Annotated in this window: 10 protein-coding genes; 8 read left to right on the top strand and 2 right to left on the bottom strand. The window is 28.6% G+C overall.

What is annotated here, in order from left to right; all coding sequences use genetic code 11:
- Nucleotides 1-36: 36 nt before the first annotated feature.
- Both B6F84_RS13075 and B6F84_RS13070 read left to right on the top strand, forming a co-directional pair.
- Entirely contained in the window at nt 37-585 is a 549-nt protein-coding gene (locus tag B6F84_RS13075; protein WP_148692652.1) for an ADP-ribose-binding protein, read from the top strand.
- Nucleotides 586-624: 39 nt separating this feature from the next.
- Nucleotides 625-2,904: a heavy metal translocating P-type ATPase gene (locus tag B6F84_RS13070; protein WP_148692651.1), complete on the top strand. Its 2,280-nt coding sequence runs from the start codon at nt 625-627 to the stop codon at nt 2,902-2,904.
- A gap of 1,088 nt (nt 2,905-3,992) precedes the next feature.
- Here the strand turns inward: B6F84_RS13070 and B6F84_RS13065 are convergent.
- Entirely contained in the window at nt 3,993-6,038 is a 2,046-nt protein-coding gene (locus tag B6F84_RS13065) for a xanthine dehydrogenase family protein molybdopterin-binding subunit (protein ID WP_148692650.1), read from the bottom strand.
- A gap of 1,715 nt (nt 6,039-7,753) precedes the next feature.
- A complete protein-coding gene (locus B6F84_RS13060) occupies nt 7,754-8,332 on the bottom strand; it encodes a hypothetical protein (protein WP_148692649.1) in 579 nt (192 codons plus the stop codon).
- A gap of 2,216 nt (nt 8,333-10,548) precedes the next feature.
- On the opposite strand from B6F84_RS13060, the gene B6F84_RS13055 reads away from it, so the two are divergent.
- The 6 genes from B6F84_RS13055 (at nt 10,549) to B6F84_RS13030 (ending at nt 17,174) form a co-directional block, all read left to right on the top strand.
- Nucleotides 10,549-10,992, top strand: coding sequence for a hypothetical protein (locus tag B6F84_RS13055; protein WP_148692648.1), 444 nt, complete (start codon nt 10,549-10,551; stop codon nt 10,990-10,992).
- Nucleotides 10,989-11,825: a hypothetical protein gene (locus tag B6F84_RS13050; protein WP_148692647.1), complete on the top strand. Its 837-nt coding sequence runs from the start codon at nt 10,989-10,991 to the stop codon at nt 11,823-11,825. Before B6F84_RS13055 ends, B6F84_RS13050 begins: the two co-directional genes overlap by 4 nt.
- Before the next feature lie 46 nt (nt 11,826-11,871).
- A complete protein-coding gene (locus B6F84_RS13045; RefSeq protein ID WP_148692646.1) occupies nt 11,872-13,668 on the top strand; it encodes a S53 family peptidase in 1,797 nt (598 codons plus the stop codon).
- Between the two features lie 478 nt (nt 13,669-14,146).
- On the top strand, nt 14,147-15,067 hold the full coding sequence (locus B6F84_RS13040) for an ABC transporter ATP-binding protein (protein WP_148692645.1): 921 nt from the start codon (nt 14,147-14,149) through the stop codon (nt 15,065-15,067).
- Nucleotides 15,060-15,854, top strand: coding sequence for an ABC transporter permease (locus B6F84_RS13035; RefSeq protein WP_148692644.1), 795 nt, complete (start codon nt 15,060-15,062; stop codon nt 15,852-15,854). The genes B6F84_RS13040 and B6F84_RS13035 overlap by 8 nt, the downstream gene beginning before the upstream one ends.
- Before the next feature lie 870 nt (nt 15,855-16,724).
- Nucleotides 16,725-17,174 (top strand): hypothetical protein, encoded by a 450-nt coding sequence (locus B6F84_RS13030; RefSeq protein ID WP_148692643.1) that lies wholly within the window; start codon nt 16,725-16,727, stop codon nt 17,172-17,174.
- Nucleotides 17,175-17,652 lie beyond the last annotated feature (478 nt).

Here is a 17,652-nt window from a genome sequence, read left to right as displayed (position 1 = left end):
AGTCAGTTTTAAATTATCTCATCCATATTAAAAATTATGAAAACATATCCCTTTAAGGCTAACATAATTTTACAAAAGGGAGACATAACTGACGTTTCAGCAGATGCTATAGTTAATGCAGCTAACTCTTATCTATCTCATGGAGGAGGAGTAGCATATGCCATTGTAAGAAAAGGAGGCTACCAGATTCAAAAAGAAAGTGATGAATACATACGTCTTCATGGTCCAGTGAAAACAGGTGAAGTTGCAGTGACAACAGCAGGAAAATTAAAAGCTAAGTACATTATTCACGCCGTAGGTCCAATATTTGGTATTGAAGGAGAAGAAAAGCTAGAATTAGCAATAAGAAAATCTTTGGAAAAAGCTGAAGAATTAAAACTCTCTTCTATAGCATTTCCAGCCATATCTACTGGAATTTACGGATATCCATACGAAATTTGCGCAAGGATAATGAGTGATGTATTTCTAAATTTCTCTCCAAATTATTTGAAGGAAATTTACGTTGTACTTTATGACGAAAAAGCTTATAGAATTTTTGAAGAAGAATTTGATAAAAAATTTCTAAATCAAAAGAAACAAATGTAAAGAATAACAGATAAAAAAGTAAAAAATAAACATCATCTTATGAGTAATGAAGACAAAAAGCAAATAACAGCTAACAGCCTTAGATTGAAAGACCAAGAAATTAAAGTTATAGGCATGCATTGCGCAACTTGTGTAGCATCAGTATCTAAAGCTGTCTCTTCAGTAAAAGGAGTAACAAATGTAAATGTAAATTTAGCTACCGGACAAACCAAAATTCAGTTTTCCAACGCTAATTTAAAAGACATAGTTGAAGCTATAAGAAAAGCTGGATACGATGTACTAACTCAAAAAATAACGTTAAGAGTTAAAATAAATCCAGAAGACGTTAACAAATTAAGAGAAACATTAGAAGAAATAGATGGCGTAATTAAAGCTATAGTTAACGTTAATGGTATAGTTTACTTAGAAATAAATCCAGTAACAATAAATGCTGAGAAAATAAGGGAGGAATTAGAAAAAAGAGGATATAAAGCAGAAATTGAAAATACAAAAAAGGAAATTCCAGAAATAGAAGCTGCAAGAAAAGAATTCTTAAGTTACGTTACAAGCTTAATTGTGGCAATAATATTTACATCTGTAACTCTGTTTTTTCAATATAGTGGATTAGACTTAATCTCTCTCTTCACTTCAATCCCAGTGCAATTTTACTCTGGATTAAAGTTTCATTCTGGAGCTTACAGAGCTTTTAAAAATAAAACCACAAACATGGATACTTTAGTCTCATTATCTTCTAACGTAGCTTGGTTCTATAGTGTATACTCTCTCTTTGTTCATGGACCTGTATTTTTTGATGCTGCATCATTATTAATAACTTTCGTGTTAGTAGGAAAGACTTTAGAAGCGTACCTTAAAGGAAGAGAAGCTAATGCTATAGTAAAATTACAAACAGTAAAGGCAACTGTAATAAAAAGCGGAAAAGAAGAGAAAGTTGATTCAACTGATTTGAAAGTTGGAGATATTGTAATAGTTAAATCTGGAGAAATTATTCCAGCTGATGGAATAATTGACGAAGGAGAAGGAGATGTCAATGAATCAATATTTACTGGAGAATTTACGCCTGTAAAGAAAACTAAAGGAGATCCAGTAATAGGAGGATCTATTCTTCTAAAAGGAAATATAAAAGTATACGTTACGAGAGCAGGAGATTCTACATATTTATCACAAGTTATACAATCCATTAGAGAATCTCAAAACGTTAAATTTCCTATTCAGAAACTAGTAGATAAAGTGTCCTCCATTTTTGTTCCAGTAATAATTTCTGTGTCTATACTTACTTTTCTAATATGGAAATTTATCCTTCATTTTCCTACTTATATGGATGTATTATTTTCAGTTGCAGTTTTAGCAGCTGCTTGCCCATGTCCTTTAGGATTAGCTACACCTATGGCAGTTTTAACAACTGTTAATAAATTAGCTAAAAAAGGAATAATAGTAAAAAATGGAGATTCTTTAGAAAAATTACAGAAAACTAAAATAATAATCTTTGATAAGACCGGAACTATAACAAAAGGTCAGTTTCAAGTAGAAAGAGTAGAGGCTGACGAAGAAACAATAGCTTTAGCGTCATCAGTTGAAAGCTATAGTTCTCACCCAATAGCAAAAGCTATTTCATCGTTATCTGAAAAGAAAGAAAAAGTTGAGAATTTTAACGATTTTCCTGGAGAAGGAGTGTATGGAGAAGTAAATGGAAAAAGTGTAATCATAGGAAAAAGAGAGTTTGTTCTTAAGAATTGCGAAAGTAACGAAGTAGAAGGGGATATTTTAATCTGTGTAGATGGAAAAATAAAAGGAAGCATTTGGCTAACTGACGAAATTATAGAAGGAGTTGAAGATACTATTAGAAGACTAAAAGAACAAGGGAAAGAAATAATTATTGCTACTGGAGATCCTAGTATTGCTTCAGATAGAGTTGCACAAAAGTTAGGAGTGAAACTATACAAAGGATTATCTCCAGACGAAAAAGTAGATTTAGTTAGGAAATACAAAGGACAAGTAGTTTTTGTAGGAGACGGAATTAATGATGCCCAAGCTATAAAGGAAGCCGATGTTGGAATAGCTGTTTCTAATGGAACAGAAATAGCTAAATATGCTGGAGATATCGTTATTCCAAGCGTTAATTCTATCATTGATGTATTTTCGCAAGGTAAAAGAGCCGTAAATAAGATTAAGCAGAATTTAGTTTGGGCTTTCGTCTATAATTCTATCCTGGTATCGATAGCTGCAGGAGTTCTATATCCCTTATATTTACCTCCTGAATATGCCGCATTAGCTATGAGCATGGATAGTGTAGCAGTAGTATTATGGTCTAATGTGAAGTAACTATATCTTATTTTTTCAAATATTGCTTTATGTATTATACTAGTTTGTGCGCCACTTGAAAGCATGAACTAATCCACACTTACGACGGAGCATGCCCACTTCGCGATGAGGATTTCCTGCTTCTCTAGGTAAACTTACTATACACCACCTCACGAGATGATATACAGTGGAGGCTCCACACAGACAACCACAACCCTCATCAGTCAGCCATTACAGTTCTGGGAAACGGTGAAAAAAGGAAAATACGAACGAACCTTTCTATAAAGAGTAACTATATGGATGAGGAGGAGGGGCACAAAGATAAATGGAGCAAAGCGCTAACCTATGATGAACGTGTTACGAGCTGAGCCCCCCCTTATTTCTTATTTCTCACCTTAACGTAATAAGCTTTACCTCTTTAATTTACGTTATATAGAAATTATGGATAACTTTCTTACAAACTTGTCTAGAACTCGAGAACTTGAAGATACTATTAAGGAATATATTGAAAAATTAGTTGAAAATACAACACGATAGCTTTACTATTTTTTAAGTACTACAAAGTTCGCAATAATTTTTCCATTTAAGTATGAGAGAAAGAAATTAAGACAGTATCTGTCATTTTAAAAAATATTTGAAGAAATTCAACTTTAAGATGTGGGGTTTTTCTCACCTCAAAATTCGCATAACTAAAAAAGGGTGCCAAATGATGACTTGCCCGGCACCTGACTGATGACAGAGAGTCAGCCTGAGCCCCCGTTATTTATCTTTAGCTTCTACTAAAATAAGCTTAACGCTATTTCTCCTTGCATTTTACTCTCCAGTAAAATTGGGGAAATTCTAAAAATCATAAAAATAAATACTTGCTTATTTTCACATTTCGATAAGAGCTGAGTAGTCGCTTCACAATCAACTGCACAGAATGTGCATATAGTTCTTATTTCGATCACAGAGAAGAAATTAGCATAAAAGTATTTATTATAATCCTACTGCTAAAAATATTTCTACATATAAATATAACGCATAACTATCATTGAAAAGTAAGAATACTTAATCCATAGAGGGAAAATAATAGAATAACCCAAAATAAAAACTCTTTGAAAAATCAATTAGATTCCTAAAACAATTTGAGGATCTACTGGTAGTCTGCTATATTTCTTCTTAGTAGCTTTTTCTAGCGCTATGAAAACTGCAGGTAATGCACCAGTAGTTCCTGCTTCTCCCACACCTCTACTGTGAGATAAAACTCCAGAAGGATATTCCACTGTATCTACATGAATATTTCTAGGAGCTTCAGTAGCCGATAAAACTCCACAGTCCGCTATAGAACTAAATAATGGATTGCCATTTTCATCATACTTCATAGATTCTATCATTACTTGAGATGCCCCTTGTAGTGCTCCACCTATTATTTGCCCTTCTACTTCTTCCTTATTTAATGTTTTTCCAACATCGTCAACAGCATAATATTCGATAACTTTGAATAATCCAGTTTCCTTATCTACGTCTACAACAGCAACATGAGCTCCAGGTGCAAAAATATCATCAGTCTTATAAAATACTTCTACTTCTTCTTCTTTTGAAAGATCAATTTTACCATTCATTTTCTTTAAAAGTTCTTCAGCAGCAGCAATAACAGCAGAACTACCTACAGTACCTCCTCTTGATCCAAAACTCCCTATTCCCTCTTTAACGTTATCAGTACTTCCAGTTATTATCTCAATCTTATCTTCATCAATACCTAAAACTTGCGATGCTACTCCTTTAAACGATGAAGCATAAGCTTGACCATGTGGACCTAAACCTAAATAAAAGTATACTTTTCCTCCATGAATCTTAGCTCTAGCTCCTTCACCTGGTGAAGCTCTTACTATTTCTGTAAAAGCTATTATTGATACTCCTTTATCCTTATGAATCTCTTTCATTTTCCTGTAATAATTTTCTGCTTTATTAAGAACTTCATGATAACCAGCGGGATCAAATTTCAATCCTAATGGAGTTACATATCCAGAATCATCTACTAAATTTTTCTTTCTTATCTCTACAGGATCCATACCTAATTCATCAGCTAAATCTTCAACTAAAGTCTCATGTATTAACGCAGCTTCCGGTCTTCCTGCTCCTCTATAAAATCCCATTGGAGGAGTATTAGTGAAGACTGACATAGCTCTAATCGAAGCAAACTTTACTTTATATGGACCATTACTTAATCTAGCAACGAAAGATGAGGCAAAATAATTAATTCCATAATCATATGCACCAATATTAGCTATTACAGTCCCTTCCATCCCAAGAATCTCCCCTTGCTTCGTTGCATAAAGCTTCATATCTGAAACTTCGCCCCTTCCCAAGGATTGAGCATTATTTAAGATCTCACTCCTAGTTTCTATCCATTTTATTGGTCTATGAAGTTTCAATGAAGCTAAAGAAGCTAAAACATACTCCGCATATCCTCCGCTTTTATTTCCAAATCCTCCACCTACATTTGGCGGAGACAATACTCTTATTTTTTCTGGAGGAATGCCTAGAATTTCCCTTAAATCATTTCTTACTCCGAAAGGAGCTTGAGTTGATACATATATATTTAGAATATCTCCTTCCCACCAGCATATAAATCCTTTAGGCTCTAGTGGATTCGAAACAACTCTACTTTGTTTTATTTTCCTTCGAACTACGACTTCAGCTTTTTCTTTTAACCTTAAATCTCCTCCCTCCAGTAGCTGATCTACTGAAATGTTACTTTTTAACTCTGGGTGTATTGGTTCTACATTTAAGGCATCTTCTACATCTACTACTGGCTTTAGTTCTTCATAATCAATGGATACGTCTTCTGCAATATCTTCAGTTTCATATCTGTCTTCAGCTACAACAGCTAAAACTGGTTGGCCAACGAAATTTACTCTATCTTTTGCTAAAACTGGCATTCTCGCTATTTGAGAATTTCTTTCCATTCCTCCAAAAAATCTTGCTGGAATGTATGCTTTTACATCATCCCAAGTTAAGGATAAAAGTCCTTTAGTTGGTCTAGAAATATTTTTTATAATTCCTCTAGCGATCCTAGATCTTATAACATATAAATAAGCTACATTGCTTGGAGTTATATCGTCTATATAAGTCGAATGACCAGTAATAATTCTTTCATGCTCTTTAATCATAAATGTTAGATACCAAACTTAATATTTAAGATTATTCACAAAAGAAAATCGAATAAAAATTAATTTATGTACCATGAATATTATGATTCACTATCAATAATATTAAGATATAATGACCTCCTACTTTAGGTTAACAAAATTAGTAGTTTCGAATATAAACTTAATCAATCTTCCTAGACGTAGAAGTAAATTTTGTTGTTATATACTAAGATAGAATCTAATTCTGCTTAATATAAAACTATATTTTACATAAATTCTTACCTATAATAACATAACTATATACTATTAGATATCTAAATATCTCTACGAAATAAGATAGAAAAGACCAACATTATGATGTATTTGGAACCATCTTTTATTTAAAAATAATAATAATATATCCTAAATTATAGTACGTGCTTATGATTTAACTGGTACGAAATTTAGAAAATAGATCTAGATATTATATGATAACATGTATTCATTACATGACACTAATGTAATATTTATTAGGAAAAGTAATTATACTAATACGAATTTCTCTAGAATTGATAAATAAATTCGACTTTGGAACATTAATTATAAGATATTATCTTTTTTATAGTGATTAAAATGATTCATATATCCTATATAATAAATTTCTCAGCGATTTCTATAGTTTATCGGTAATTCTAATATAGTCTTAATACTTCATTTACCTTATTCTATTTATAGAAATATTAGTATTAACAAATAAAAATGAGAATAATATAATAAAAATAAAAAATTTCTCTTAATTTACAGGCTTGCTAACGCTCCCAGTAGAGTCTGCAAGAGTTGAACCACTAACTCTAAAAGATTTTGCAACAACGATGCTAACGACGTCAACAAGCCATTTAACGCCGAATCTAGCCCTAACAAACTTTCTATAAAGAACATTTTCTCTCAACCATAAATACAATCAGCAGTATAAAAACATTTCTTATCAATAATACCGTTTCTTATTTGAAAATATAAAAATATGATGTGACGATATGTGAAATATCGATAATGAAATATGGCTATATGTCTTGAATTAACCATATCTCATCTTATAAAATAAACTTTAACGTTAATTGTGAATCCATAAAACTAGACACTCAAGTTTCGCTACATATCATTAAGTTCTTCTTGATATGAAAATAGAATCATATATGAGTTAATAGGAAATAAATAGGTATTATATTAATAATTTCATTTCTATTATACATGATATCAATCAATTGTAAAACGCAATGGAAATGAGATTAACCCATTCAATAGATAACTAGAATTTTATCAAAAAAATTATATTAAATATCAATAATTAAACATCTTCAGATGACATAAAGTATTTAAATGTCTTGCTAATAAGAATAATCAGACCAAAAATGGCAGAAACAACATTGTTAAGTGACCTCCTAAATGTATTAATGCAACTATTAGAAGAACTATTAAAAGCAATATTAAGTCTTTTAACAAGCCTTCTTGGGTCACTATCTGGATAAGCATAAAAGATATAATTTCTTTTTTCTTTTAAGAAATTAAATTTTAAAATATAGTAATATTTTCGTGATTCAATTTATAAATTATTTTATCACAAAATTATTATAGTAAAAAGAAAATATCCGTATACCAGACATTAACTTTCTTCATTCACAAGCTACTTAAGATAAGATTTGTTAGGTTTGATGACTCTAATGGTTTTATTTTATTTTGTTTTTATAGGACTAATAATTCTAACTTGGCGTGATTCTATATAATTCATTTTCTATATTCAATTTAATTAGCATCATTTTTCCTTTTTCGTTTAATCTACTTAAAATTCCACTTTCCACATCAAAATACATATCCACGGATAAGTTTACGAAATCTTTTTTACCTGTTATAGAAAATTTATAACTTCTGATCTTTCCTGCTTGGCAAATAACATCTACGAAAGTAGTATCAAAATTTGTTATTGTTAAAGGAAAGTTAGGAAACATTGTAGATGGATTTAATTTAATATTCTGGTTATTTTTAATTATATTTATATTTTTTTTCGATAAAATAGGAAATCCACTTCCAAAATTTTGAGATAAATTATGTTCATACTCTCCCGGTTCTATTTTCATTAATAATATTTTTTCTAAATCTGTTTTAAATGATTGTTTTGCTATTAATAATTCTTCATCAGTATCTACTTTATATTTTATCTTATTTTCATCCATATCTAGAATATAGTACCTAACCTTACCAGAATATTCTCTATCTAAGAATGATGCATTAAATTTAAGATTTATAATATATTCTATCGATAACCCATTTAGTAATCTCATTTATTAATAATAACCATATAACTACCTTATAAACTTCTATGAAATCGTCATCGGATTGTTGATTTAGTTAAAACTTTTTGGAAATTAAACTTAATTTTTACTTTTTATCATAAAAACATTATACACATACTAACATATACATATTATCAAATGAATACTTAGCTAATACAAAGGAATTTTTATAATTAATTTTAAGAACGAAAATTAAATAATTGCAGTTTTTATGATATATTACTAATCATAAATAATAATAAAATACAAATATATTAATTAAAAAAATAAAAAATTTCTCTTAATTTACAGGCTTGCTAACGCTCCCAGTAGAGTCTGCAAGAGTTGAACCACTAACTCTAAAAGATTTTGCAACAACGATGCTAACGACGTCAACAAGCCATTTAACGCCGAATCTAGCCCTAACAAACTTTCTATAAAGAACATTTTCTCTCAACCATAAATACAATCAGCAGTATAAAAACATTTCTTATCAATAATACCGTTTCTTATTTGAAAATATAAAAAATAGATATAAGTATTATAGAAATTATAGAAAAGAATACAGTTGTAATATAGTTATGGTTTACGTTATTAAGAACTTAGCTTACAATAGTTTTAGACAGAAATAGCTCGAATTAGTATGGAAATTATTATAATTATTCATTTAATCGTCATCCTTGTTATTATTAACTATACCATCTCTATTGAATAAGTCTTAATAGTTGTCAATAGATAACTAGAATTTTTTTAAAAAATTATATTAAATATCAATAATTAAACATCTTCAGATGACATAAAGTATTTAAATGTCTTACTAATTAAGAATAATTAGACCAAAAATGGCAGAATCAGCCTTAGGAGACATACTAAATGTATTATTGCAACTATTAGAACAACTACTACAAGCAGTATTAAGTCTCTTAACAAGTCTACTTCAATCATTAGCTGCATAAAAAGATAAAGATATTTCTTTTTTTCTTTCTTATATTTTGGATTAATTAAGAAAATCCTAACTGCTTGAATGTTGTATGCAGTTTCGATTCTCGAATTAAGCAGTTAACTATCGTATAATATCAGAAAGCTCCACTACTTAGTCTCTTATAATTAATTAAGATTAGGAGTATTTACACATCGTTTATAAGGAAAAATATGAAATTTAAATCATAATTTATTTTTTATTATATAATCTTTTCTAGCGATATTAAAATATTTAACATTCTTAAAGTGTTATATTATTTAGTACTAATCATTTTCCAATTTAAATAGATTAATAAAATTATAATTATTTTATAAAGTGAGACTTATCAGTTTAGATATTAGAATAGATTTAGATCTTCGTTTGCATTAAGGAAATAAAGTTTTTCATGAAAAGGCAAATAGAAAACTTATATAGAAAAAGAGAATATCTTTGTATTTAATGTCTACACTTTCAAAAGTAAGAAGTCTATATAAATCTATCTGATACTTTAATCTAAATATTCTTTCATAATACTTATTTATGAGAATTTGGCTATTCCATAAGAAAATATTGGACTAGTAATAAGAATTATAGTAAGAGTTAGTTAAAGAGAGCTTAAAGTACTAACCTAGGTAAAGTAATGAAACTATTTTTGATATATTTATTGCTGTCCTATAGTTTGTGAAGTATTTGAAAATTAAGCTATTCTCTCAAATAGGACTATCCGTAGAATAAGCGTTAAGTAATCAAATATTACACAGACTAGTTGCCTTATCCAAAAATACTAAGTCTGATACTTGTTAAAAACTTTCGACTAATATAAAATACTTAATAATCATTAAATCAAATATTTTGCAATTTATATGATCCTTGAGTTAGATAGGGTATTATGAAATTCTTAGTTTATAAATGTAACAGTGAACGATATTTTCTAGAGATTTAGGCTGATGCAAGTATTTTTCTTAATAAAACTATAGTGTATGAAGTATTTGAAAATTGAAGTTTTTCTCCCAATCAGAACCATTCGTAGAACTAACGCAAAGTATTCATAGTACACACACTAAGTAAGCTATGATAATAATTGTATAAAAATAATTAAATAGATAATTTAGGTTAGAGATTTGAGTTTTGTGATTATATCTAAAATTAAAGATAGAATTTATTTTCTTTAACTATATCCAGCAATTATATACATTAGCTTAAAGAATAGCAAAATTTATAAATTATACTTTAATGTAAGTAATAATAAATAGGGTAAGTTATTATGGGCAAAAAAACCAATGGAGAAAAAAATAGTAACATAGCTGTTTATCACATAACTTTTCCTTATTATATATTTGAACAATGGTTTACTTTGCTTGAAGACGAAAATAGAAAAAGAAAAAAGATTCTAAAAGCTCCATTGGAGTTCAATTACTTTCTTAGTATATTAGCTCAATATTTTCCTAACAGGCAAATTGAAGCAATCCTCAAAATATTAGTAGAATATAACATAATTCCTTATAGTTTAGATTATACTACAATATGGAAGAGATTACAAAATAAGCAGAATATCGATTATTATAAATTAATAGATAATAAGAAGAATAATAAAATACTTAAGCTAATAATAATGTTCGATAATAAAAAGAATAAATTTGTAAATGTGCAGATAAGTGTAGAGGATAAAAACAATGTAGTGAGCATTTTTCATGGGGATATAACGTGAAATTAGGAATTATCGTTTTACTGCTAATTGGATTAGCTATTATTTCACCTTTGTACTTCTCATCATATGCTTTAAATGAGAAACCTAGTTATGTCATTAAAGGTGGAGAAATGGCATATGAAATTAATATGTGTATATCAGGATTCGATGGCCTTATAAAGGAATTTAAATCTGGATTTGTTATCTACAATATAATAAATTATTCTAGTTATAATTTTACATTTACAGTAGAATCATATGGTAACATATTTCAGTTCTTAAAACAAAATAATATTAATCCACAAAAACTTTTGTTAGTATACGTTAATAATGGTACTTATACTGTTAGCTATAATTCTACGCTTAAGTTCCCTTCAGTAAACTATGAAACGTTACAAGCTTTATCTAAGAATTCAACTAAAGCTAAGATTACAACTAATGCAGGGACTTTTTATACATATCTAGCTAAAGAAAGCGTAACAAAAAGTAATGAAGAAGGGTATGTAAATTTATGGGTAGATAATAGTTCTGGTTTGCTAGTTCAAATGCAGGAATTTGCTTCGGACAGTTTAGGTTCAGTTAACATTTCTTTTCAATTATATGAAATTAGCATTCCTGTAACTCAAACTACTACTCATACTTCTACAACTACCCATACTTCTACAAGTATTCAAAATTCTACAACTACTCATTCTACAAATGTTCAATCTTCGTCTTTCACAACTCCTAGATTACCTACCACTTCATCTCATGATTCTGTATATCTAAAAACTAAACTTCTACTAACAGGTGTAGTAGCATTAGTATCAATTATTATCATTATCGCTTTTATTGTCCGCAAAGCAACTAAATAGAATAAATAAACATTAATCTTAAATACTAATTTTCTTTATATAATATATGGAAAAAAGAGTTATTGTAATAATAATATCTTTAATTTTAGTTTTACCGATAACGAACATAATCTCAACTACCTCTGGATTCTCACAGCCATATTACCTTCAATATAATTCACCATATTATTCACTAATTTCTCAATCAGAATACATAGAACCTCTAAATGCTTCTCAAACTATTGAATTTGCTGTAATTCTAAACTTTACTAATTATACATCTCTATTACAAAATACTCAATTAATAGTGAACCATGTAGCTCCTTTTATGTCTCCAGCTCAATTTAGACAGTACTATTACCCATCTTCATCATATATAAATTCAGTAATTTCATACATGGAATCCTATGGGATCTCGTTCGTAAGAAGTTATGGTCTAATTTTAATTTTCAAAGGAACAGTAGCAGATATAGAAAATGCATTAAATACCTATATTAATATCTATTATTATCCTACTGGAGAGATTTTCTGGTATGATGAACCTGGACTGCTAACATTTCTTCCATTCTACTATTACGCTAATAATGTAACACCTTCAGTTCCCTATAATATAGGTAAACATATTTTAGGAATTATAGGAATTGACAGTCTTGATCCAGCAATATCTCCAATGTTATATCAAAGTAATTTCCAATTAGTACAAAAAAATCCACTAATCTCAAGTGTGACTGTAACGCCATCTATTATAGCTAACTACTTTAATTTTACAAAGTTATACAAAAATGGGCAGTTAGGTCAAGGAGCTAAAATAGGTATAATAGGAGAGCCAGAAAGCTATGTAAATGTTTCAGATATATATCAATTCTGGAACAAGTACAGTATCGTACCAAGAACAGGAAGTTTAAATATAATAAGTTTTGGTAATAACGTAAGTGAAGGAGAAAGCGCTGAAAATGTAATGGATTCTGAATGGTCTGGAGTCTTAGCACCTGCTGCTGACATATACTTAGTGTTTAGTAATGGATATGTAGGAGGAAATTCAATGATTGGTAATTTACTTAATTATTATTATGAATTCTATTACATGATAAATTACATTAATCCAAATGTTATGTCAGTATCAGTTGAAGCTCCAGAATCATTGCTAGGAGCTTATGATCCAGTAATGTTATACGCTATAAATAACTTAATGATTCAAGCTTCTGATCAAGGAATATCAGTATTGGCAGCTTCCGGAGATTGGGGCTATGATACTGATTTTCCACCTATAGATGATTTAACATTATATCAAAATACTCTCTGGTATCCAGCTAGTGATCCACTAGTAACTGCTGTAGGAGGCATTTTTGTTAATGTTAGCGCTACTGGACAAGTTATAAACGTAAGTGGCTGGGATTATAGTACTGGAGGATATAGTGAAGTTTTCTATTATCAACCTTATGAATGGAACTCGCTGATTCCAGGTACTCTAACTTTCATGAGACAGTATCCCGATATAGCCTTCGTCTCTGATGCAGGATATAATATTACTGAATATGGTTCTGGTCTACCTATGATATTTAATGGAACTTTAGAATATTGGTTTGGTACTAGTGGTGGTCCACCAATGACAGCAGCAATGATTGCTTTAACTGGACATAGATTCGGTTCGCTAAATTATATATTGTACTACATATCATATAGTGGCGAAATACAATTAGATGGCGTTACACTACAAGGATTACCCCCATGGATTCCAATAACTTCTGGATATAATCCATTCCCTGCAATGTATGGATGGAATTACGTAACTGGAATAGGAACTTATAACGCATATGCAATGGTATATGACTTAGATTTAATATATAATACAATATACGGATAAAGATTCAATATTTCCAGTAAATATTTTTATAAGCTAAATATTTTTTCTAAAATTTAGAACATATAAAGATTTTTTATGATTTAAATAAAATATAATCCATAATTTCTTAATTAATATATAAATAATTAATACCTTGCCTTAAAAAACTTTAATTATAGAATAATTTTTGACTTTTAAAATCAGCGTTTAGTTATCTCTTCTGAATAGCGACATGTTATAAATAAGACAAACTCGTTTATTTACTTTTTAACATAGATCTTTTAATAGTAAAGATTACGCATTTCTTCAATAGCTCAACTAAAGGTAAAAGAAGGATTAACAGATCAAATTAATTTACTTTAAAAGATGATTAACAGATTTTTAAAATAGTTGATTTTTATTAAACTCAATTTATTTATAAGTTTATTCAAATTTTTATTCAATATACCGGACACTCTATGGAAAAAGATTTTAATATTGGTCAGCTGATGATATTCTAATGAGTGTTGAAGTTTCAAATATTTCGAAGTACTTTGGTAAGTTTATTGCGCTAGATAGCATTTCTTTCAATATCTCAAATAATGGGTGCTATGGCATACTTGGACCCAATGGCGCTGGCAAGACCACTCTTTTTAAGATCATGTCTACCCTTATAAAACCATCTAGTGGTACTGTTAAGATTAATGGTTATGATATTTTCGAAAGTCGAGAAAAGGCTTTAAAGGATACTGCTTTTCTAGTTGGAACTCCTGAACCATATGATTATCTAACTGTTAAAGAATTTATAGAATTTGCTGCTAAATTAAGAGGAAAAGATGTTAATGTAAATGAATTGAAAGACGAATTAGATTTACCTGATTTAAGAGCTAGATGCGGAATCTTATCAAAAGGACAAAAGAGGAGAGTGTATTTAGCAGCTCTGCTAGCACAGGATCCTAAAATAATGATTTTAGATGAACCTACTGATGGTTTAGATCCTATAGAAATATATGTAATTAAGAATATCATAAAAAAAATTAAGAAGGATAAGATAATAATTTTGTCCTCACATATTTTATCCGAGGTTCAAGAGTTATGCGACTATATAATGGTAGTGAAGAAACGACTTCTATGGAAGGGAGATAAGAATAGTCTAATGAATATGTTCACTAACAAGACATTGAGAGTAGAATTCCTTTATCCAGTTGATATAGTAGAAGTTAAAAGTTTAATTAATACTTTAGCGTATCAAATTAGGCAGATTGAAGATAGCAATAGAACTTTTGTTATAGAGTATTCAGGTGATGATAATGATAGAAAGAAAATTTTAGAAAAATTGGTAAATTTAGGCATTAAAAATTTCGGCGATAACACTAGTAGTCTAGAAGAAAGTTATATTAGATTATTAGATAAATTTAGTAAGGTGTATAGTTATGAATAATGAGCTTAAATTACTAATTATTTCTAATTTTAAATTTTATTATAGATCCAAAAGATTTCAAATACTATTACCGTTATCTTTGGCTATATCTTATATAAATGCAATATTAGTACTTTTACGTATATTACATAAACCTGCTGATCCTTATACGTTTTTAGATGCTACTTTGTCCTACTATCTTCCTTTATTTATAGTTATAGCAGGATTATTTGGAGGGGACTTAATAAGTAAAGATTTTAGTAGAGAAGGATTATTTACTTTATCGCAACCAATGAAGAGAGATTTAATTTTCACAGCAAGATTTCTTTCAGCGTTAATTTCATCAATAATTGCAGTAATAGTATTTCTCCTTGGAGTAATATCTTCCACATATATTTTATATGGATATCTCGTGGGTAATTTTGGATTAATTATTGCATTCTCTATATTAGGAATGACATCATTACTTGCATTCACTTCGCTTTTTAGTACACTAAGCAAAAATCCTTCTGTTTCTATAACTATTTCTATATTGATATTATTGATAATATTTCCTATAATAGAAGATATAATGACAAATTTACAATTAGAACCTTGGTTCTTAATTATTTATGGTTTAACAGTAATTGCAAATGTGGCTGAACCACATTATCCCCCACATATTATTCAGATAGTTTCCTCAAATGGAATAGAAAAATCATATAATGTTACTATAGCTGAAAGCATTGCAATATTAGTAGGATATTTAATTTTTAGTTTAATAATATCTATGATAATCTATAGAATACGCCAATTAGCTGAAGTTTAATTATCATTAAAATTTTTATATAAAATCTAAAATTATCATGAGATATACGAAAAGCAAATTATTAGTTTCAATCACAAAATTTGTAGTATACAGACTATTTGTAAATTAATGTTATTCTCTTCATAATACGTATGCTCAGATAAAGTTCTCAATGAAACATGCTCTACAAAGTTTGAGAATAATAATTATACAAAATTTTCTCTCCTTCTAGATTGCAAGAATCTTGAACATTTAAGCATATCTTACCTCCTGCAACAACGAGGAAAATAAATTATCCTATATACTGTTAGTTACAGCCTCATATAAAACATATTAGTCGGGTTTGAGTTATACAAACCCGATAGAAAGACCAGCCCTAGTCTTGAGCTTAGTATATCCTAATATAAGCACAGTATTTTAGCTAGATCTTATGTTTAAATTTAGCATTAGAAATTTATGTTCATCTCATTTAAGATTGCATTTCAGATCTAGTTATAGCAATTTAACTCTTCAATATTTATCATATTTTGCTAATTATTATATAAATTATATTTAATAATGAATTATGTCCTATTAATGGAAAACTTAAAATGAATTGATAAAAAATTTAATGATGAATTAATATTACTATATTAATAAAACAAAAATACCTAAGAGCGCGACTTTCACAATCTTTAACATCTCTCATTACACAAAATAATAAAGTATTCTCCCGAAACTTTATTCAATGCTTATATTTAAACCATACTTACTAAAATGTTTCAGCTCTTATCTTCCTCTAGTGTATAATGTTTTCTAATAATCTCTAGTACTATAAATAAAATTCTCAAAAAATTTAAGACATGAAGTAATCAACATAATTTTTTAAAACGCATAGTATTAAAGTATTATATGAATGTAATAATAAAATCGGGTGCTAGTCTTAAAAAAATATCGATCTATACTATTTCTGATATATTGGTCTTCATAATTTCTATATATTTGGTTACTATCTTAGGCAACAGTATAGTATTAGATGTAATATTCGATATCTCTTTCTTCCTTATGATCTTATTTTTTATTCTCCTTTTTTTGGTTATAAAAAAGGGAAGCATAATTGTTACTGATACTGGAATTTACATAAGAAAAATAAGAAAATATCATATTCCTTGGAACAAAGTTAAAAACGCAGATATAAAAGCTACTAGATTTACGTATTCTCCTTTTTCAAATAAATATATAGTAAACTATGCTATAGAGATATTTACTGATAACAAGACTTACGAAGTAGAAGTTCCTAAAGCTAGTGAAGTTCTAGAAAAAATAAAACAAATCTTAGAAAATAATAATAAGATTAATTAAAACTTTTTAACATATTGGCTTTACCTAGTTAATACCTTCTAAATATTAGTCCACATAAGTCATCAACTATACATAGAGAATTTATGAACACTAATTTTATATTAAAAACTTTTACTATTTTCTATCTATTTACTTATTAAACAAAGAATACTATAAATAGTGACTTAAATTTAAATACTAACTTTTAATGTTTTATTGTTAAGGCTTATAGCTCAACTTATAAACTTATTAGTTATTGATTAACATGAGTATTATATAATATTACCATTAAGTAATATAAACTAATATATTAGAATAGTGTAAAAAACTGTTCAATAGTTTTTAAGAATTACAACAAATATGTGTTAACTTTTTATTCTTTATGTAGTGAACCTTTTTAAGGATAAATATATATGTTATAAAGAATACATAATATTACGTCTTTAAATAAAAAGTAACTAAGAATATTATGAGTTTTATGCTATACTATTAAATATTT

Source organism: Acidianus manzaensis (genome assembly GCF_002116695.1).
GTDB classification, from domain to species: Archaea; Thermoproteota; Thermoprotei_A; order Sulfolobales; family Sulfolobaceae; genus Acidianus; species Acidianus manzaensis.
The sequence above is the reverse complement of the archived record's forward strand: the minus strand, read 5'-3'. Positions and strand labels throughout refer to the sequence as shown.